Origin of the sequence: Nocardia cyriacigeorgica GUH-2 (genome assembly GCF_000284035.1) — a bacterium.
Classification (GTDB): domain Bacteria; phylum Actinomycetota; class Actinomycetes; order Mycobacteriales; family Mycobacteriaceae; genus Nocardia; species Nocardia cyriacigeorgica_B.
The window spans coordinates 1,121,648-1,138,045 of sequence record NC_016887.1; the positions used below are offsets into that span (position 1 = coordinate 1,121,648).

The window sequence follows — 16,398 nt, forward strand, 5'->3', positions numbered from 1 at the left end:
GTGTCCCTATCCGAGCGCGAGGATGAACCGGTGTCATCGTCCGACGACGATCCCGAATCGCTGGAACCCGACGCCGAACCTGATTTACCCGAGCCCGACGAGGACCCGGATTTCCCTGAGCCCGAAGACGATCCGGACTTCGCCGATCCCGACGCGGACCCGGACTTCGCCGACCCCGACGCCGAACCGGATTTCGCGGACCCGGACGCCGAACCGGTCTCGCCGGGGAGAATCGACGAACCGGTATCGGCCAGTGCAGGCAGCGGAGCGATGAGGGTGACGGCGACGCCGAGAGCAACGCCTGCGATGGAGCGCTTCATGTCCGGACGGTAACGCCCGGAAACTATGAATCGCTGGCGTTTCACAATCCCGAGACGAGCCCGTGATCTGTTGGGCCGGTCCTGAATCGCTCGGTGTCGCGCCCCTTGGCTACGCTGATGTGCCGGATTCGAGTTCAAGGGGGGCGTCATGCGGGTGCGATCACCGCGGAAGTTCTGGTCCATCGCCACTGTCACGGCGGCAGCACTGGTCCTCGCCGGATGTGAAGGCGACGAAGGCATTCCCGCCGCTTCGCCGACAACCACCTCGGCGGCCCCCACCACGACCACCACGGTCGCCGAACCCGCCCGTCCGGACATCGCCAGCCTGCCCACCTGCGATGCGATCGCCGACCGGCTCGGGCGCCCGGCCCTGACCGACGCCACCCAAATCGACCATGACCCGGGTGGATACAACAACCGTGGCGTCTACCGGGTCTGCACCTGGAAGTCGGGCACTGTGGACGTGGAGGCCGGCGTCCTGCGTTACCCCACGGAGCCGCTGGTCGACGCGAGTTTCACCAATCTGATGATGCTGTGCCCCGGCGAACCCGCGCCGCCGATCGGGAGCGCGCAGCGGGCGGCCACCTGCGAATCCACGCGCAAGCCGGAATGCGGGGTCTTCCTGGATCAGGGCACGGCCTTCATCGACGTGTCGTGGGGTCGTGATCCTGCCGCAGATCCGTCGGCCTGCCAGGCCGACGTGATCGCGCTCGCCACCGCCGCCTCCGAGCTCGTCGGCTGAGCCCGCGGCATTCTTGGGGCGCTCTCAGCGCAGCTCAGGGGGCTATCAGGGTGGGCCGTTAAGCTCGGGCGAATGACGGCAGCACCAGGCACGTTGATCGCAGTCACGGACGATCTGGACGCGGTGACCACCCGCGGCCCCGAGGACGAACCCGCCGCGGCCGGGCTGGTGCGCGGGGACGTCGAGCGGGTGTGGGCCTCGGTGCAGGACTGGTATCGGCTGGGGACCACGCCGGCCATTCAGGTCTGCGTGCGGCGTCGCGGTGCGATCGTGCTGAACCGGACCATCGGCCACGGCTGGGGCAACGCCCCCGAGGACGGCCCCGACGCCGAAAAGATCCTCGCCACACCGGATTCCCCGTTCTGCGGGTTCTCCACCGCCAAAGGTGTGGCCGCGACGCTGATGTTCATGCTCATCGAGCAGGGCGCGTTCGGCGTGAACGACCGGGTGTGCGAATACATTCCGGAATTCGCGGCCAACGGCAAGGAATCGATCACCATCGGCGATGTGCTGTCGCATTCGGCCGGCGTGCCGTTCATGACACCGCCGTACAAGGCCGTCGACGTGGTGGTCGACGAGGAACTCGCCGTGCAGGCGCTCGCCGATCTGGTGCCCAGCTGGCGGCCCGGCCGCTTCCGCGTCTATCACGCGCTGACCAGCGGTTTGATCCAACGTCTGCTGGTGCGCCGGGCCACCGGCAAGCCGATGCGCGAACACCTCGCCGAGCAGGTCCTCGATCCGCTGGGCTTCCGGTGGACCAACTTCGGGGTGCGCCCCGAGGACGTCGACAAGGTCGTGCCGAGTGTGAAAACCGGACCCGGTCCGTCGCGGATCGCGAAGTTCCTGGCGCGCAAGGCGCTCGGCGGCGGCATGGGCGGTGCGGTGTCGAAGGAGGCGAACGCGGCCTTCCTCACCGCCGAACTACCGTCGGGCAACCTGGTGACCACCGCCTACGAGCTGTCCCGGTTCTACGAAATCCTCGCCCGCGGCGGCGAACTCGACGGTGTGCGGATCATCGAACCCACCACCCTGCGCGACGCCGTCCGCCCCGCCCACCGCATGCCCGGCGCCGCAGGCCGAGTTTCGTGCGCCGGCTTCGAATTGGGCGCCCGCCGCTCCAAATTCGGTCGCGACACCCAGCAACACTTCGGCCGCAGCGGCCTGACCACCCAATACGGCTGGGCCGACCCCGCCCGCTCCCTCTCCGGCGCCATCCTCACCAGCGGCAAAGCCACCACCGACACCACCCGCCCCTGGCACCTCGTCGCCCAGATCTCCGACCTCACGAGCTAGCCGGGCTGCCGAGAGTCACATGAGCGAGGGGTCGACTCGCGAAACGCCTCAGCCATGTGACTCTCGCCGGCTCAGACCGCGCGCAGGTGGCTGCGGCTGGCGTAAATGTGTTCGGCGATGAGGGTGGCGATGCGGTCGGGGGCTTCGAGCATGGGGACGTGGCCGACGCCGTTGACGATGATGCGGTCGGCGGAAGCGGGGAGTTGGCGCAGGTAGCGGCGGGCGTAGACGCGGTTGGGGATGATGCGGTCGGTTTCGGCCAGCAGCAGGCGGACCGGGGTGGTCAGCGTCGAGACGTCGTCCATGGCCGAGGCGCGCAGGCTGCCGAGGATCATCGGCACCATGGCCGGGCAGTGCAGGGCGGCGGTGATCATGGCGGCGAGGTCGGCGCGCGGCACCGCGGTGACGTTCTTGCTCAGCAATACCCCGACGGCCAGTTGGATGAGCCGATTGTGCGCCGGGAAACCGCCCAGCCGCTTACCGAGCTGCACCAGCGGAATCAGCGAAGCGAACTTCAGGCCCACCCGGATCTGGGTGAACGAGGGGGAATCCCAGCCGCCGGCCGGTGCGATCGCGGTGAGCGTGCGGGCCCGGCCGCGGCGTGCCAACTCGAAACCCACCCACGCGCCCAGCGAATTACCGGCGATATGGCAGGTGCGCCAACCGAGTTCATCCAGCTGCGCCTCGATCTGATCGGCGAAATCGCGGAAACCCAATCGGCCACCGGGGTATTCGGGGCCGCCCCAGTGCCCGAGGAAGGCGGGCGCGAACACTTCGCAGTTGGACGACAATCGGGCCGCGACCTGCTCCCAGCAGTGCGGGGAGAGCATGAATCCGTGCAGCAGCAGGACCGGGTCACCGGACCCGACATGCAGCGCCTTGACGGGCACGAGTGCGGAAGTGGACGTGGAGGTGCCTGACGTCATCGTCATCACCCCTTCCTGGCGCAATGGTCCTTGGGGAGGTCGATGTTGTGCATTGTACGGTCGTCGGGTGCCCCAGATCATCTCGACAGTGAACGTCAACGGCGTGCGCGCTGCCGCGGGTAAAGGCCTGCTCGCCTGGCTCGCGGCCACCGAGGCCGACATCATCTGTCTGCAAGAGACCCGCGCGACCGACGAGCAGGTCGCGGCCGCGCTGGCGCCCGCACTCGACCAGGGCTGGCAGCTCGCGCACGCCGAGCCCGGCGCCAAGGGCCGGGCCGGGGTCGGCGTGCTGTCGCGACGGGCGCCGCGCGCGGTGCGCACCGCGATCACCCCGGACAGCGAATTCGCCGCGACCGGCCGGTTCATCGAGGTCGAATTCGATGAGGTCACCGTGGCCAGCGTGTATGTGCATACCGGCGAGGCGGGCACCGAGCGGCAGGAGGAGAAGTACCGGTTCCTGGGCGAGATCGCGGCCCATCTGCGCACGAAGACGGGCAACTATGTGATCGCCGGTGACTGGAATATCGCCCACACCGAACGCGACATCAAGAACTGGAAGGGCAACCTGAAGAACGCCGGCTTCCTGCCCGAAGAACGCGCCTGGATCGATGCCCAGCTGGCCGCGGGCTACGTCGACGTGGTGCGCGCGCTGCATCCCGAAGGCGACGGCCCCTACAGCTGGTGGTCCTACCGCGGCCGCGCCTTCGACAACGACGCCGGGTGGCGCATCGATTACCAGCTCGTCACCCCCGACCTGGCCGAACGCGCCAAGCAGGCGATCGTGGAACGCGCCGACGCCTACGACCAGCGCTGGTCCGACCACGCGCCCGTCACCGTCCAGTACCGGTGACCGCGACCGCCCGCTGACCTTTCGCCGCCGGCCCGGGCTGCGGCGAGCCACGAATGTGCACAGGCTGTACCGACGAAAGCAGGAGTTGTGAAAGCGAAGGTCCTCCGGATCCTGTCCGTGCTGGGCGCGGTGGTGGTCGCCGTGGTGGTCGCACTACTGACCACCCAGGGCGATGACGACAAGAGCGCGAGTACCTCGACCACCTCGGCCAAGGCCGCCGCCACCAGCGCGGCCACCCCGGACGGCATGCCGCGCGGCACCGGATCCACCGCGCCGGTGGTGTCCAAGGCACCCGGCGTCCCCGACCGCGCCTACGCGACCCTGCGCGAGATCGACGCCGGACGCTGGCCCGGCTCGGCCAACTCGCCCGGCACCAAGGGCGGCGACCGGTTCTACAACCGCGGCGGCGATCTGCCCGCCAAGGATGCGAACGGCAAGGCGATCACGTATCAGGAATGGGACGTCAACCCCAAGCAGCCCGGCCGATCTCGCGACGCCGAACGCATCGTCACCGGCAGCGACGGTTCGGCCTGGTATACCGGTGACCACTACGAAACGTTCACGAGGATGCGCTGATGACCATCGCGTTATCGCAGTTCCTGGCTCCGCAGCTGGCGCCGGCGCCGTCGGTGCGCGGATCCGCGCCGGTGTTCGGTGCCCTCGATGTGGGGGCGCCGGAGTTCAGCGGCGTCCGGTATCAGGCGCCGTCGGGGTATCGGGTGCGGGAGTTGCGCGGTAAGAAGATGCGCACCGTGGCCGGCGTGCTGGACGAGTTCGCCGCCGCCCTGCAATTCCCGTACTACTTCGGCGCCAACAAGGACGCCTTCGACGACTGCCTGCGCGATCTCGACGACTACCTCGGTTCGGCCGAAGGGTACGTGGTGGTGATCCGTGACGCCGATCAGCTGCTCGCCGACGCACCGCAGGAGCGGGCCTGGCTGGCCGAGGCGTTGAGCGAGACCGCCGACTATTGGTGGCAGCGCGAGATTGTGTTCCGGGTGGTCGTGCAGGGCGCGACGGAAGGACTGCCGAGCATCGGCCTGCATCTGTGAGCCGTCAGCCCAGGCGGTTCGCCAGGTCCTCGCCGAGCAGTACGAACACGTCGGTGGTGTGCTCGATCAACTCGTCGCGGCTGATCGGCAGATCACCGCGCAGCCAGCCGGTGAGCGTCTGGATCAACCCGCCCACCAGGTAGGTGGCGCGGAAATCGATCACCGGATCCGGTTGCGGATCGGTGATGCCGTAGAACTCGACGCCCTCGGTGGCGACCAGCCGCGCGAACACCCGCACCGTCTCGGTGGTGCGGGCCCGCAGCTCCGGCGTCGCCATGCCCGCCACCAACGCCACCTCCGCCTTGCGCGGATCGTCGGTGAGCAGGTGGATACCCGCGGTGATCGCGGCCTGCGCCTTGGACCGGGTGTCGGCGGGCGCGGCGTGCAGGGCCGCGACGATCACCGTCGCCAGCTCCTCGGAGATACCGTCGATCAGTGCGGTCAGCACCGCCTCGCGACTGTCGAAACTCTCGTAGTAGTAGCGCTCGTTGAGCCCGGCCCGGTTGCACAGACCGGAGACAGTGAGCTTGGCCAGGCCCTGGGTGCCAATGATCTCGAGCGCGGCCTCCAGCAGCGCCGCACGCCGCTGCGCCCGGCGCTCGTCCGCGGAGATTCCGCCGTAGGTCCGCTGCGCAGTCACGGATTCGATCATAGGGCGAGGCGGTCACGGCGGGATTCGGGTCGCGGCGGTGCCGGGCCGGGCCGAAACTGGTTCGATCCGGCCGACGACGGCATGCGAAGATCGGGGCATGTCCAGTCCTGCTTCCAGCCCGGTCGCCGCCGGTGAACGCAAACAGCGGGTCCTGTCCGGGATCCAGCCCACCAGCTCCTCGTTCCATCTCGGGAACTACCTCGGTGCGTTGCAGTACTGGGTGACCATGCAGGACGATTACGACGCGCTCTACTTCATCCCGAACATGCACGCCATCACGGTGCCGCAGGACCCGAAGGAGCTGCGCACCCGCACGCGCCGGGCGGTGGCCCAGCTGCTGGCCATCGGCATCGACCCGGCCCGCTCCACGCTGTTCGTGCAGAGCCAGGTGCCCGAGCACGCCGAACTCACCTGGGTGCTGAGCTGCCTCACCGGTTTCGGCGAGGCCAGCCGGATGACCCAGTTCAAGGACAAGTCGGTCAAACAGGGCGCGGAGAACGCGACCGTCGGCCTGTTCACCTATCCGGTGCTGATGGCCGCCGACATCCTGCTCTACCGGCCGCACCAGGTGCCGGTCGGCGAGGATCAGCGCCAGCATCTCGAGCTGACCCGGAACCTGGCCCAGCGCTTCAACACTCGGTTCAAGAAGACCTTCGTGGTACCCGAGGCGCATATCGTCAAGGGCACCGCCAAGATCTACGACCTGCAGGATCCGACCGCGAAGATGAGCAAGTCGGCCGCCTCCGACGCCGGCCTGATCAACCTGCTCGACGATCCGAAGGTGACGGCCAAGAAGATCCGGTCCGCGGTCACCGACACCGAGCGCGAGATCCGCTACGACCCCGAGGCCAAGCCCGGTGTCAGCAATCTGCTGGTGATCCTCGGCTCGCTCACCGAGACCCCGATCGTCACGTTGGAAAAGGATTACGCGGGCAAGGGCTACGGCGATCTGAAATCCGACGTCGCCGACGCGCTGGTCGAATTTGTCACGCCGTTGCAGGCGAAGGTGGAAGAGTATCTCGCGGATCAGGGCGAACTCGACCGCATCCTCGCCAAGGGTGCCGAACGGGCGCGGGAGATCGCCGGCAACACCCTCGCACAGGTCTACGAGCGAGTGGGTTTCTGACCCGCTCGACTCGTTTACGCCGACTGCGGGGTCCGTCTGAGGGGCTGACAGGTGCAGTTGATCGACAACGTCAAAGCGGCGCTTTCCCGGCAGGTCGCGGCGCGGCCATGGCTCGACCATCTGGTGCGCGCCGCGGGGCGGTATCAGAGCCAGCGCGGTGACTACTTCGCCGCGGGCATCACCTATTTCACGGTGCTGTCGCTGTTTCCGCTGCTCATGGTGGCCTTCGCGGCCGCCGGTTTCGTGCTGGCCGGTAATCCGGAGCTGCTCGACGAGATCGAGCAGCGGGTGGTCGAGAACATTCCCGGCGAGCTGGGCACCCAGCTCAACGACCTCATCGACCAGGCCATCAGATCCCGCACCGCGGTCGGCGTCATCGGCCTGCTGACCGGTCTCTACACCGGTCTGGGCTGGATGGCGAACCTGCGCGCCGCGCTGACCGAGCAGTGGGAGCAGAAGACCGAGGACGGCAACTGGATCGTCACCAAGATCAACGATCTGGGTGCGCTGATCGGCCTGGCCTTGGCCTTCGTGGTGTCGCTGGGCCTGTCCGGTCTGGCCTCCAGTGGGCTGGGCGCGCAATTGCTCGAGCTGGTGGGGCTACGTGATGTGCCGGGTGCGCGGTTCGTGCTGTGGCTGCTGTCGACGCTGCTCGCGCTCCTCGCCTCCTGGGCCGTGTTCGCCTGGATGATCGCGCGGCTGCCGCGCGAGAAAGTGACCCTGGCCAGCGCGGCCAAGGCAGCGGCCCTGGCGGCGGTGGCGTTCGAGGTGTTCAAGATGATCGCCTCGATCTACCTGCAATCGGTGATGAGCAGCCCGGCGGGCGCGGCCTTCGGCTCGGTGATCGGTCTGATGGTGTTCAGCTACATCACCTACCGGATCGTGCTGTTCGCGACCGCGTGGGCCGCAACCGCCGCCGAGAACGAGCCCGAAGCCGAGGTGCCGGTGCCCGGGCCTGCGGTGATCCGGCCGCGGATGCAGGATGCGGGGCGGTTCGGTAGTGGGGCGACGTATTTCGGCGCCGGTGCGGTTGCCGCGCTGGGACTTTCGCTGTTGCGGCGGCGTCGGCACTAGGCGCGGCGGTATCGCTCAGCGAGCTCGGCCATGGCGCCGGTGGTAGTCGGTAGGGCGAAAGCTCAGCGGCGCTTGGTGATTCGACGGGCACCGGCGAGCAACACCAGCACCATGATCGCGCCGCCGACGACCAGCACCCACCGCAGATCATCGCGGTCCGGGCCGCCACCCGCCGATTGCGCCAGATGCCCGACCTCCGAACCTTGCGGCGGCGCGGCCAGCGCGACACCCGTCGGCGCGGTCTCGGTGTCCGGTCCGGGCAGATTGCCCACCGAATCGCCTGGGCCGAGCGCGAATCCGTAATCCAGCAGCCGCGCCGCCTGCTCCCATGGCCGGATCGGCAGCACATCGGCCTTGAGCAGCGTGACGATCAACCGGCGGCCATCGCGTTCGGCCGCCGCCACGAAGGTCTGCCTGGCGTCGTCGGTGAAGCCGGTCTTGCCGCCGAGCGCGCCCTCGTAGTTGTAGAGCAGATGGTTGTCGTTGCCGACCGGGAAACCGGGATGGTCCTTGTCGCCGGGGATGCGCGGATCGGCCGGATAGCCGGGGAAATCGATCTGCTCGGTGTGGATCAGCTCGGCGAACAGCGGGATCGTCATCGCCTCGCGGAACAGCAGCGACAGGTCGTAGGCCGAGGTGCTCATGCCGGGCCCGTCCAACCCCGACGGCGTCGCGGCGCGGGTGTCGAGCGCGTGCAGCGATTTCGCCAGCTCGTTCATCTTGGCCACCGCGGCGTCGTCACCGCCCAGCTGCGCGGCGATCGAATGCGCGGCGTCATTGCCCGACGCCATGATCAGCGCCTGCATCAGCTGACGGTTGCTGTAGCGCCCACCAGGGCCGATGCCGACCCGGGTGCCGTCCACGTCGGCGTCGGCCTGCGTGCCGGTGACCACGGTGTCCAGATCCAGCGTCCGCAGCGCCACCGTCGCCAGCAGCACCTTGATCGTGCTGGCCGGCCGATACCGCCCGTGCGGATCCTTCGCGGCCAGCACCTCGCCGGTGTCCATATCCGACACCATCCACGACGTCGCCGAGATCTCGGCAGGCACCGGCGGCGCCCCCGCGGGCACCACCACCCCGCACTCACCCATCCGCTTCCCGCCGATCGGCGGATCCGGCACCGGCAACGGCTTCGGCGTCGGCTGCCCCGGCTCCGGCACCTCCGACAAATCGATCGGCGGCGGCGGCAAGGTTCGCTGCGCGCAGTTGTCGGTATTCGGCGTGGTGAACGGTGTCGTCGTCGGCCCGGTGGTCCCCGTGGGCTCGGCCCCCGCGGGCCCGCCGGCCACCACCACACCCACCGTCAGCATTGCCGCTACCGCCACCCCGGCCCGGCGGCGAAGTTCCCGCATGTTCATCGCGGGTGAGCCTAGCGGGCGCGGGGGGATTCGCCGTGCCTGGCGGGTGCGCCGTCGGGTTGCCCACTTCCCCCGAACTTGAAGTTTCGGCTACCCGAACATTACTATTTGGTAGTGGAGAGAGTTAGTACCTGGCGTGGTTTTCGTGGTCTGGCGGGGATCAGGGCATTGGTCGCGGCCTGTGCGGTGGCAGTGGGGGCTACCGGGTGCGGTGCGATCGAGGCCGATGACGGGAAGCCGACGGTACTGACGACCTTCACCGTGCTCGCCGATATCGCGGCGAACGTGGCGGGCGAACATCTGACCGTCGAGTCGATCACCAAGCCGGGGGCCGAGGTACACGGTTACGAGCCGACGCCGGGCGATATCAAGAAAGCCGCCAAGGCGGATCTGATCCTCGACAACGGGATGAACCTGGAAGCATGGTTCGGGCAGTTCGTCGAGGACTCCGAGGCCGCGCACGTGACCGTCAGTGACGGTGTCGCGCCGATGAGCATCACCGAGGACGCCTACCAGGGCAAGCCCAATCCACACGCCTGGATGTCGCCGCTGAACGTGCGCACCTACGTCGACAATATGGTCACCGCGTTCAGTGAACTCGACCCCGGCCACGCCGCCGACTTCCGCGCCAACGGCGACAAGTACAAGGCCGAGCTGCAGCGGGTCAACGACGAGCTCGTGGCCGAGTTGAGTGTGCTGCCCCAGCACCAGCGGGCCCTGGTCACCTGCGAGGGCGCGTTCTCCTACCTCGCCCGTGACGCCGGCCTCACCGAGAAATACATCTGGCCGGTCAACGCCGAACAACAGGCCACACCGCAGCAGATCACCTCGGCGATCGAATTCGTCCGCGCCAACCAGGTGCCCGCGGTGTTCTGCGAATCGACCGTCTCCGACGCGCCGATGCGCCGCGTCGTCGAGGCCACCGGCGCCAGCTTCGGCGGCGTGCTGTACGTGGACTCGCTGTCCGCACCGGACGGCCCGGTCCCGACCTATCTCGAGCTCATCCGCCACGACGCCGACCTGATCGGCGCGGCACTGACCGGGAGCAAGCCATGAGCGATCAACCAGCGATCGAGGTCCGCGACGTCACCGTCCATTACGGTTCGGTGCTCGCGCTCGACGCCGTCGACCTGACCGTCGAATCCGGACGGGTGTGCGGGCTCATCGGCATGAACGGCTCCGGTAAATCGACGCTGTTCAAGACGATCATGGGGCTGGTCACCCCCGACCGCGGCACCGTACGGATCGGTGGCGGCACACCGGCTGCGGCCCGGAAGGCAGGGGTGGTCGGCTATGTACCGCAGAGCGAGGACGTCGACTGGTCGTTCCCGCTGTCGGTACGCGATGTGGTGACCACCGGCCGCTACGGACGGATGGGATTCACCCGCCGGGCCCGGCGCAGCGATCGCGACGCGGTCGACCATGCGCTCGAGCGGGTCGAACTCACCGATCTCGCCGACCGGCAGATCGGCCAGCTGTCCGGCGGCCAGCGCAAACGCGCGTTCGTCGCTCGCGGGATCGCCCAGGGCGCCACCGCGCTGCTGCTGGACGAACCTTTCGCCGGCGTCGACAAGCGGTCCGAAGCCACCATCACCGGGCTACTGCGGGAACTGGCGGCCGACGGGGCGACGGTGCTGGTGTCGACGCACGACCTGCATGCCTTGCCCGGGCTCGCCGACGAAGCGGTGCTGCTCATGCGCAAGGTCTTGATGCACGGCGACCCGGATGAGGCGCTGCGCCCCGAAAGCCTCGCCCTCGCTTTCGGTCTCGACGTCATGGGGCAACGGTGAGCACGATGAACCTGATCGATTTCTTCGTGGACCCGCTGCGCTACGAGTTCATGGTGCGTGCGCTGGCGACCAGCGTCATCGCGGCCGTGGTGTGCGCGGTGCTGTCGTGCTGGCTGGTGCTGATCGGCTGGTCGCTGATGGGTGATGCGGTCTCGCACGCGGTGCTGCCCGGCGTGGTGCTGGCCTATATCGTCGGAGCGCCATTCGCGGTGGGTGCGGTGATCTTCGGGTTCCTCGCGGTGGCTTTGATCGGGGTGGTGCGCGACACCAGCCGAGTCAAAGAAGACGCCGCCATCGGCATCGTGTTCACCACGTTGTTCGCGTTCGGCCTGGTGCTGGTGTCGGTGACGCCGAGCCAAACCGACCTCAATCACATCATTTTCGGCAATCTGCTCGGCGTGAGCCGTTCGGATCTGGTGCAGATCGCCATCCTGGCCGCGATCGTATTCGCCGCGCTGGTTCTCAAACGCCGCGACTTCACCCTCTACGCCTTCGACCCCACGCACGCGCACGCCATCGGGATGAGCCCGCGGCTGCTCGGCGCCGCCCTGCTCGGCCTGCTCGCGTTGACGTCGGTGGTGGCGTTGCAGGCCGTCGGAGTGATCCTGGTGGTCGCGATGCTGATCATTCCGGGTGCGACGGCGTATCTGCTGACCGATCGTTTCGGGCGCATGCTCGTCATCGCCCCGGCGATCTCGGCGGCGTGTGCCGTGATCGGGCTGTACCTGAGCTTCCACCTCGATACCGCCTCGGGCGGAATGATCGTGGTCACCCAGGGCGTCGCGTTCGCGGCGGTGTACCTGTTCGCCCCGCGCCACGGAGTGATCGGGGCTCGAATCGCCGCGGCGCGACGGAAAGCGGCCGGAGTCACGGTCGCTCCGTAACCGGCGCGGACCTGCGCGGTACCGCAGTATCTCTGCACCGAGCCGCCGCGCCACGGCACCGAGCCGCGACATTGCCGCGCCGAGTCGCCGCCTTGCTGCGCTGAGTCCGCGTGATGGTGCGCCGAACCGACGCTCGATCCTGTTCGGCGCCATCTCACACCGCCGCAAGCGCAGGCGCACTACGCCATTGCTCACCCGCGACGACCACATGATCGAGGAACCGCAGCCCGACGGTGCGCGCGGCCTCGACCAGCAGGGTGGTGGCGCGGCGGTCGTCGATGCTGGGCGAGGGATCTCCGGACGGATGATTGTGTGCGAGAGCGAAAGCGCGTCCGTCGTGGCGCAGCACCGTATTCAAGATCTCCCGCACCGGGACCGCCACCTGATCGATCGCGCCTTCGGCCACGAATACTGGCTGGCGCAAGCGGTTACGTGCGTCGCAGACCAGCACCAGTAGCCGTTCCACCCGGGCGCCGGCGAACAGCGGCTGCGCGATTCGAGCGACATCGGCGGCGCCACGCAGGCAGGTGGCGGACGTAGTTCCCTGCCGGGCCCGATTGGCCAGGTGGAAGGCAGCGATGATCGAGGCGGCCTTCGCGGCGCCGACGCCCGAGCGCATGGCCAGTTCCTCCGGGCGCGCGACCGCCAGTCCGGCGAGGCCGCCGTGCTCGGCCAGCAGTTCGGCCGCCATTTCCAGCGCGCTTTCCCCGCGCCTGCCGTTGCGTAACAACAGGGCGAGCAGTTCTCCGTCGGTGAGGGCGGCCGGTCCGAGCGCGGCCAGCCGCTCACGCGGACGCTGACCTGTGGGCAGGTGGGCGATCGGGACCGACATCATTCCCCCTTGGTGCGGCGACGTCACCGGATGTTGGACGTTCCCGCATCATGCCAGTGCCCACCGACAGGTTTCGGGCCCGCGCGCGGCGGCCTATCGGTCGACGACGACCAGTTCCGCTTCCGAACGCCGCGCACCGGAGGCCAGCTTCTCCAGGTGTCGCAGCTGCCGCTCATGCACCACAATGCGGCGCAGCGCTTCGTTGATGGTTGCCGCGCTGGTCGAGGTGCCCATGATGGCACCCGCCGCGGCGAGCAGTTTCTGGTCGAGATCGATCCGCACGGTCCGCATGCGTCCTCCTTCTTACATTCGCCATCTTGCGCCATGAACCGCGGGAATGTGCGGTGAATGGCGCCGCCGAGACGGCGCACACTCGGTGCGCAACGTCTGCATCTGCTGTGTGAGAGCACGAAATGTAGACAGTTTGCACAGGTGAGCGTGTGTTCGTTGTCAGTGTGCCGTGGCGGTGCTTGCATCGAAGTATGTTCACCGAAGCACAGCTCTATTCGCCGGTCACCCGCACCGGTGACGGTGACGTGACGGTGCATCTGAGCGACGAGCACCCCGGCGTGCACGACCCCGAGTACCGGGCCCGGCGCAATGCCATCGCCGCGCTCGCGCTCGACTACCAGCTCGGCGGCCCCGTGCCGCGCATCGAGTACACCGACGACGAGCAGCGGGTCTGGCAGATCGTGTCCGCCGAACTCGCTCGCAAACACCGCGCCTACGCCTGCACCGAGGTCCTCGAGGCGGCGTCGCGGCTGGCCCTGCCCACCGACCGTATCCCGCAGCTGGACGAGGTATCGGCAGCACTGCGACCTTTGACCGGATTCCGCTATGTGCCGGCCGCGGGCCTGGTGCCGCTGCGCGAGTTCTTCGGCTCCTTCGCCGACCGGATCTTCCACGCCACCCAATACATCCGCCACCACTCGGCGCCGCTCTACACCCCCGAACCCGACGCCATTCACGAGGTGATCGGCCACGCCAACCAGATCGCCAGCCCCCGATTCGCCGCCATCTACGAAACCGTCGGTGCCGCCGTCGCCCGCTTGGAAACCCAGGAAGCGCTGAAGTTCCTCGCCGACGTCTTCTGGTTCTCGATGGAGTTCGGCGTCGTCCGGGAGCACGGCGAAATCCGTTGCTACGGCGCCGGCCTGCTCTCCTCCTACGGCGAGATCGAAGAGTTCCGCCAGGCCGAGCTCCGCCCACTCGACATCGCCGCCATGGGCACCGCCACCTACGACATCACCCACTACCAGCCGATCCTCTACTGCGCCGAGTCGATCAGCGAGATCGAGGATGTGGTCGGCGGGTTCTTCGCGGAGATGGACGACGAGACGCCGATGCGGCTGGCGACCGCTCGCTGACCGCGTCCCCGATCTCGGCAACGCGCTCGCCGGATAACCTTGACTGCCTATGCCGCCTCGACGCCCGTTATAACGGTGGACCGCGGTCTCACCACCTCGGCCGAAGTAGCGTATTGGCAGACGATGACGCGCATCAATCGCCCTGTGTCCAGAATTGCTGAAGCCTGGCAATCGCGGTGGCTTTGTTCATGCCGGCGACCTCGGATTCGCTGAGGCCGACACGATGAATCAGCAGGTGTACCAGGTCGATCGGCAAGGATTCGGTTGGTTTTTCGGGTAGGCCGCGGGTCGGCGGCGTGCCGTCCAGGACACATCGCCAGAACTCGTCCTCGGTGACGGCGAGTTGGTCCCTGAGGATGTGCGACCAGATCGACGGGCCGTATCCGGTGCGGTCGACCGGATGCGAAATTCGCGTGCGGAGGATGCGGCCGTCGGTGAGGGTGAGTTCGTAGGTGACGTGGTGGGTGCCGGTCCGGCCGCGAGCATCGCGTACCCGTGTCCAGCTTTCGAGTTCGCAGAATTGCTCATGCCGTTTGCGGGTCGGTTCCGGCCCGGTCATTCGCGCGCTCCGACCAGCCAATCGCGAAGCTGGGCATCGGTGCTGAGGCTGACCAGCTGTACCAGGCCCCAGTTCTCGCGGTGGTTGGGTGCATTGCGGAGTCGGTCCTGCCAGTCTTCGGCATACTCGCGGAGCGCGAGGACGGTCTCATCGATGGCCTCGTCGAGCGTGGCGCCGTCGGCGGCGATCGGCAGCCCCGGCAGGAACACTGACCATCCATTGTTCTCGGAAACCACTTCGGCGGACGAGGGGCACAGCATCGCCAGCGCATAGCGAAGACGTTCCGCGTCCACCACGGCGGCGTAGTCGGTGTCGCGCCGAACGGTCGCGACACGACCCTCACTGGCTGCGTCCAATAGGTCCTTCAGATGGCTGCGAGCCTCGGTGTAGCTGTCGTAGTGCACGGCGGACATGGTCACCTCTCGATCCGATGGTGACATCTTCGCTCGCGATCAGAAGTACGTCAAGTACGTCGAGTACTCGCGACGCCCGCTGGTGAGTGCGGTGATCATCATTGATCAGGCCAAGTTGTGAATCATTAAGTGCAGCAACGGTTTCGATTGGAGAATCGTCCTCCTGGGCGCCGCCCGGTCGATACCATCGTCGGTTGGGCGAGGTAATGAATCACCTCAGGCGCCTGCTGCGGGTTGTCGCTACGTTCTTCGACAAGATCAGTCCGTGGGGGATGCCGTGGCCGCTGGCATTCGCATTGGTGTTTCCTCTGGTCATGGCCTGCTAGCGGTGTGCAACGGATGCGTCGCGAGCGTCAGCTCAGTCGATACTGCCCTGCGGAACAACCCAGATATGGGGTTGTCGAGTGACGGCGGCAATGTGCTCGAAGTCTTGGTCGTAGTGGACGAGTACCGCTCCGTGGAACTCCGCAACCGCAGCGGTCAGGAGATCGACGATTCCCGCCGCGCGGTGGTGTCCGGTGCGGGCCATGAGCAGCTGCACCTCACGTGCGCGCTCGGTGATGGCCTCGTTGATCGAAAGGTTCTGGTACAGCGCGCGGCGCCGCTGCGCGATGTTGTGCAGATCTGCCAGATTCCGGCCCGAGTATCCGGCCTCCAGATCCACGGTGACACAGGTGGCGGCCGCACGGTCGGCGACCAGCGCAGCGATCACGGATCGTACCGATTCGTGCTTGATTCGCGCGGCAGCGGAGGTGTCCACCAAGTGGAGTCGAAGCGGAACCGCAGTCCTCAACGGCGAGCCTGCCGCATGATCTCCCGGTCATCGATATCGGGTCCGACTCCGAAGCCGTATGGATCGTTCAGCACGGCTTCGATTCGCCGTCCGCGCTCGGCAACGAACCGCAGCGCTGCGTTGACCGTCTCCTTCTTCGTCGTTGTGCCGAGCTCTCGGGCGGCGCGCTCCAGGGCATCGTCATCTACATCGATCATGGTTTTCATGGATCCCACGATATGTCTCCAGATGTTGTAGCAGATATATCGTTAGATATCCGAGACCCTGTGGGCTGCGGATGGGGTCCGGTTTCCGCAGGGTGCGGCGCCGCTCGGGAGGCGGAATACCCAGCGAACGGCGAAGGCCGCCTTCCCGGTCGGGGAAGGCG

At 67.5% G+C, this 16,398-nt stretch carries 22 protein-coding genes; 13 read left to right on the top strand and 9 right to left on the bottom strand.

Going from position 1 to position 16,398, the window contains the following annotated elements:
* The first annotated feature begins 30 nt into the window (after positions 1–30).
* The 3 genes from NOCYR_RS30275 (at position 31) to NOCYR_RS05010 (ending at position 2,355) form a co-directional block, all read left to right on the top strand.
* The gene (locus tag NOCYR_RS30275; RefSeq protein ID WP_194997270.1) at positions 31–333 is read left to right on the top strand and encodes a hypothetical protein; all 303 of its coding nucleotides are present in this window, start codon (positions 31–33) and stop codon (positions 331–333) included.
* Between the two features lie 135 nt (positions 334–468).
* Positions 469–1,062, top strand: coding sequence for a hypothetical protein (locus tag NOCYR_RS29630; RefSeq protein ID WP_014349268.1), 594 nt, complete (start codon positions 469–471; stop codon positions 1,060–1,062).
* Between the two features lie 72 nt (positions 1,063–1,134).
* Positions 1,135–2,355 (top strand): serine hydrolase, encoded by a 1,221-nt coding sequence (locus NOCYR_RS05010; RefSeq protein ID WP_048832873.1) that lies wholly within the window; start codon positions 1,135–1,137, stop codon positions 2,353–2,355.
* Positions 2,356–2,426: 71 nt separating this feature from the next.
* Here NOCYR_RS05010 and NOCYR_RS05015 read toward each other — a convergent pair whose 3' ends face one another.
* Positions 2,427–3,287 (bottom strand): alpha/beta fold hydrolase, encoded by an 861-nt coding sequence (locus tag NOCYR_RS05015; protein ID WP_228793285.1) that lies wholly within the window; start codon positions 3,285–3,287, stop codon positions 2,427–2,429.
* 61 nt (positions 3,288–3,348) lie between these two features.
* Here NOCYR_RS05015 and NOCYR_RS05020 point away from each other — a divergent pair, with 61 nt between their 5' ends.
* The 3 genes from NOCYR_RS05020 to NOCYR_RS05030 all read left to right on the top strand — a co-directional run bounded on the left by NOCYR_RS05020 (position 3,349) and on the right by NOCYR_RS05030 (position 5,183).
* Positions 3,349–4,131, top strand: a complete 783-nt coding sequence (locus tag NOCYR_RS05020) for an exodeoxyribonuclease III (protein WP_014349271.1) — start codon at positions 3,349–3,351, stop codon at positions 4,129–4,131.
* An 87-nt stretch (positions 4,132–4,218) separates the two neighbouring features.
* Positions 4,219–4,707, top strand: a complete 489-nt coding sequence (locus tag NOCYR_RS05025; RefSeq protein WP_014349272.1) for a ribonuclease domain-containing protein — start codon at positions 4,219–4,221, stop codon at positions 4,705–4,707.
* Entirely contained in the window at positions 4,707–5,183 is a 477-nt protein-coding gene (locus tag NOCYR_RS05030) for a barstar family protein (RefSeq protein WP_014349273.1), read from the top strand. The genes NOCYR_RS05025 and NOCYR_RS05030 overlap by 1 nt, the downstream gene beginning before the upstream one ends.
* Positions 5,184–5,187: 4 nt before the next feature.
* Here NOCYR_RS05030 and NOCYR_RS05035 read toward each other — a convergent pair whose 3' ends face one another.
* Positions 5,188–5,823, bottom strand: a complete 636-nt coding sequence (locus tag NOCYR_RS05035; RefSeq protein ID WP_231856031.1) for a TetR/AcrR family transcriptional regulator — start codon at positions 5,821–5,823, stop codon at positions 5,188–5,190.
* A gap of 109 nt (positions 5,824–5,932) precedes the next feature.
* On the opposite strand from NOCYR_RS05035, the gene trpS reads away from it, so the two are divergent.
* Both trpS and yhjD read left to right on the top strand, forming a co-directional pair.
* Positions 5,933–6,961, top strand: a complete 1,029-nt coding sequence (trpS, locus tag NOCYR_RS05040; RefSeq protein WP_014349275.1) for a tryptophan--tRNA ligase — start codon at positions 5,933–5,935, stop codon at positions 6,959–6,961.
* A 51-nt stretch (positions 6,962–7,012) separates the two neighbouring features.
* On the top strand, positions 7,013–8,035 hold the full coding sequence (yhjD, locus tag NOCYR_RS05045) for an inner membrane protein YhjD (protein ID WP_014349276.1): 1,023 nt from the start codon (positions 7,013–7,015) through the stop codon (positions 8,033–8,035).
* 62 nt (positions 8,036–8,097) lie between these two features.
* On the opposite strand, the gene NOCYR_RS05050 is transcribed toward yhjD, so the two are convergent.
* Positions 8,098–9,393: a D-alanyl-D-alanine carboxypeptidase family protein gene (locus tag NOCYR_RS05050; protein WP_148280534.1), complete on the bottom strand. Its 1,296-nt coding sequence runs from the start codon at positions 9,391–9,393 to the stop codon at positions 8,098–8,100.
* Between the two features lie 192 nt (positions 9,394–9,585).
* Between NOCYR_RS05050 and NOCYR_RS05055 the strand changes: the two genes are divergently transcribed.
* From NOCYR_RS05055 to NOCYR_RS05065, 3 genes are read left to right on the top strand one after another with little or no spacing between them, the layout of a single operon-like run.
* Positions 9,586–10,449, top strand: coding sequence for a metal ABC transporter substrate-binding protein (locus tag NOCYR_RS05055; RefSeq protein WP_269147609.1), 864 nt, complete (start codon positions 9,586–9,588; stop codon positions 10,447–10,449).
* On the top strand, positions 10,446–11,183 hold the full coding sequence (locus NOCYR_RS05060) for a metal ABC transporter ATP-binding protein (RefSeq protein ID WP_014349279.1): 738 nt from the start codon (positions 10,446–10,448) through the stop codon (positions 11,181–11,183). The genes NOCYR_RS05055 and NOCYR_RS05060 overlap by 4 nt, the downstream gene beginning before the upstream one ends.
* 5 nt (positions 11,184–11,188) lie before the next feature.
* A complete protein-coding gene (locus NOCYR_RS05065) occupies positions 11,189–12,067 on the top strand; it encodes a metal ABC transporter permease (RefSeq protein WP_048833919.1) in 879 nt (292 codons plus the stop codon).
* A gap of 154 nt (positions 12,068–12,221) precedes the next feature.
* On the opposite strand, the gene NOCYR_RS05070 is transcribed toward NOCYR_RS05065, so the two are convergent.
* Together NOCYR_RS05070 and NOCYR_RS05075 are read right to left on the bottom strand one after the other, a co-directional pair.
* On the bottom strand, positions 12,222–12,899 hold the full coding sequence (locus NOCYR_RS05070) for a JAB domain-containing protein (protein WP_014349281.1): 678 nt from the start codon (positions 12,897–12,899) through the stop codon (positions 12,222–12,224).
* A gap of 93 nt (positions 12,900–12,992) precedes the next feature.
* Positions 12,993–13,190, bottom strand: coding sequence for a type II toxin-antitoxin system VapB family antitoxin (locus NOCYR_RS05075; RefSeq protein ID WP_014349282.1), 198 nt, complete (start codon positions 13,188–13,190; stop codon positions 12,993–12,995).
* Positions 13,191–13,381: 191 nt separating this feature from the next.
* Here NOCYR_RS05075 and NOCYR_RS05080 point away from each other — a divergent pair, with 191 nt between their 5' ends.
* A complete protein-coding gene (locus NOCYR_RS05080; protein ID WP_014349283.1) occupies positions 13,382–14,266 on the top strand; it encodes a phenylalanine 4-monooxygenase in 885 nt (294 codons plus the stop codon).
* Positions 14,267–14,399: 133 nt separating this feature from the next.
* Here the strand turns inward: NOCYR_RS05080 and NOCYR_RS05085 are convergent, their stop codons facing one another.
* On the bottom strand, positions 14,400–14,825 hold the full coding sequence (locus NOCYR_RS05085) for a hypothetical protein (RefSeq protein ID WP_014349284.1): 426 nt from the start codon (positions 14,823–14,825) through the stop codon (positions 14,400–14,402).
* Positions 14,822–15,238, bottom strand: coding sequence for a prevent-host-death protein (locus NOCYR_RS05090; protein ID WP_014349285.1), 417 nt, complete (start codon positions 15,236–15,238; stop codon positions 14,822–14,824). The genes NOCYR_RS05085 and NOCYR_RS05090 overlap by 4 nt, the downstream gene beginning before the upstream one ends.
* On the opposite strand from NOCYR_RS05090, the gene NOCYR_RS30705 reads away from it, so the two are divergent.
* Positions 15,237–15,359 (top strand): hypothetical protein, encoded by a 123-nt coding sequence (locus NOCYR_RS30705; protein WP_269147611.1) that lies wholly within the window; start codon positions 15,237–15,239, stop codon positions 15,357–15,359. The two genes, NOCYR_RS05090 and NOCYR_RS30705, sit on opposite strands and share 2 nt — an antisense overlap.
* 237 nt (positions 15,360–15,596) lie before the next feature.
* Here NOCYR_RS30705 and NOCYR_RS05095 read toward each other — a convergent pair whose 3' ends face one another.
* Together NOCYR_RS05095 and NOCYR_RS05100 are read right to left on the bottom strand one after the other, a co-directional pair.
* On the bottom strand, positions 15,597–15,998 hold the full coding sequence (locus NOCYR_RS05095; RefSeq protein WP_014349286.1) for a PIN domain-containing protein: 402 nt from the start codon (positions 15,996–15,998) through the stop codon (positions 15,597–15,599).
* A 29-nt stretch (positions 15,999–16,027) separates the two neighbouring features.
* Positions 16,028–16,237 carry a type II toxin-antitoxin system VapB family antitoxin gene (locus tag NOCYR_RS05100; protein ID WP_171050181.1) on the bottom strand — a complete coding sequence of 70 codons (210 nt, stop codon included), beginning with the start codon at positions 16,235–16,237 and terminating at the stop codon, positions 16,028–16,030.
* Between the last annotated feature and the right edge of the window lie 161 nt (positions 16,238–16,398).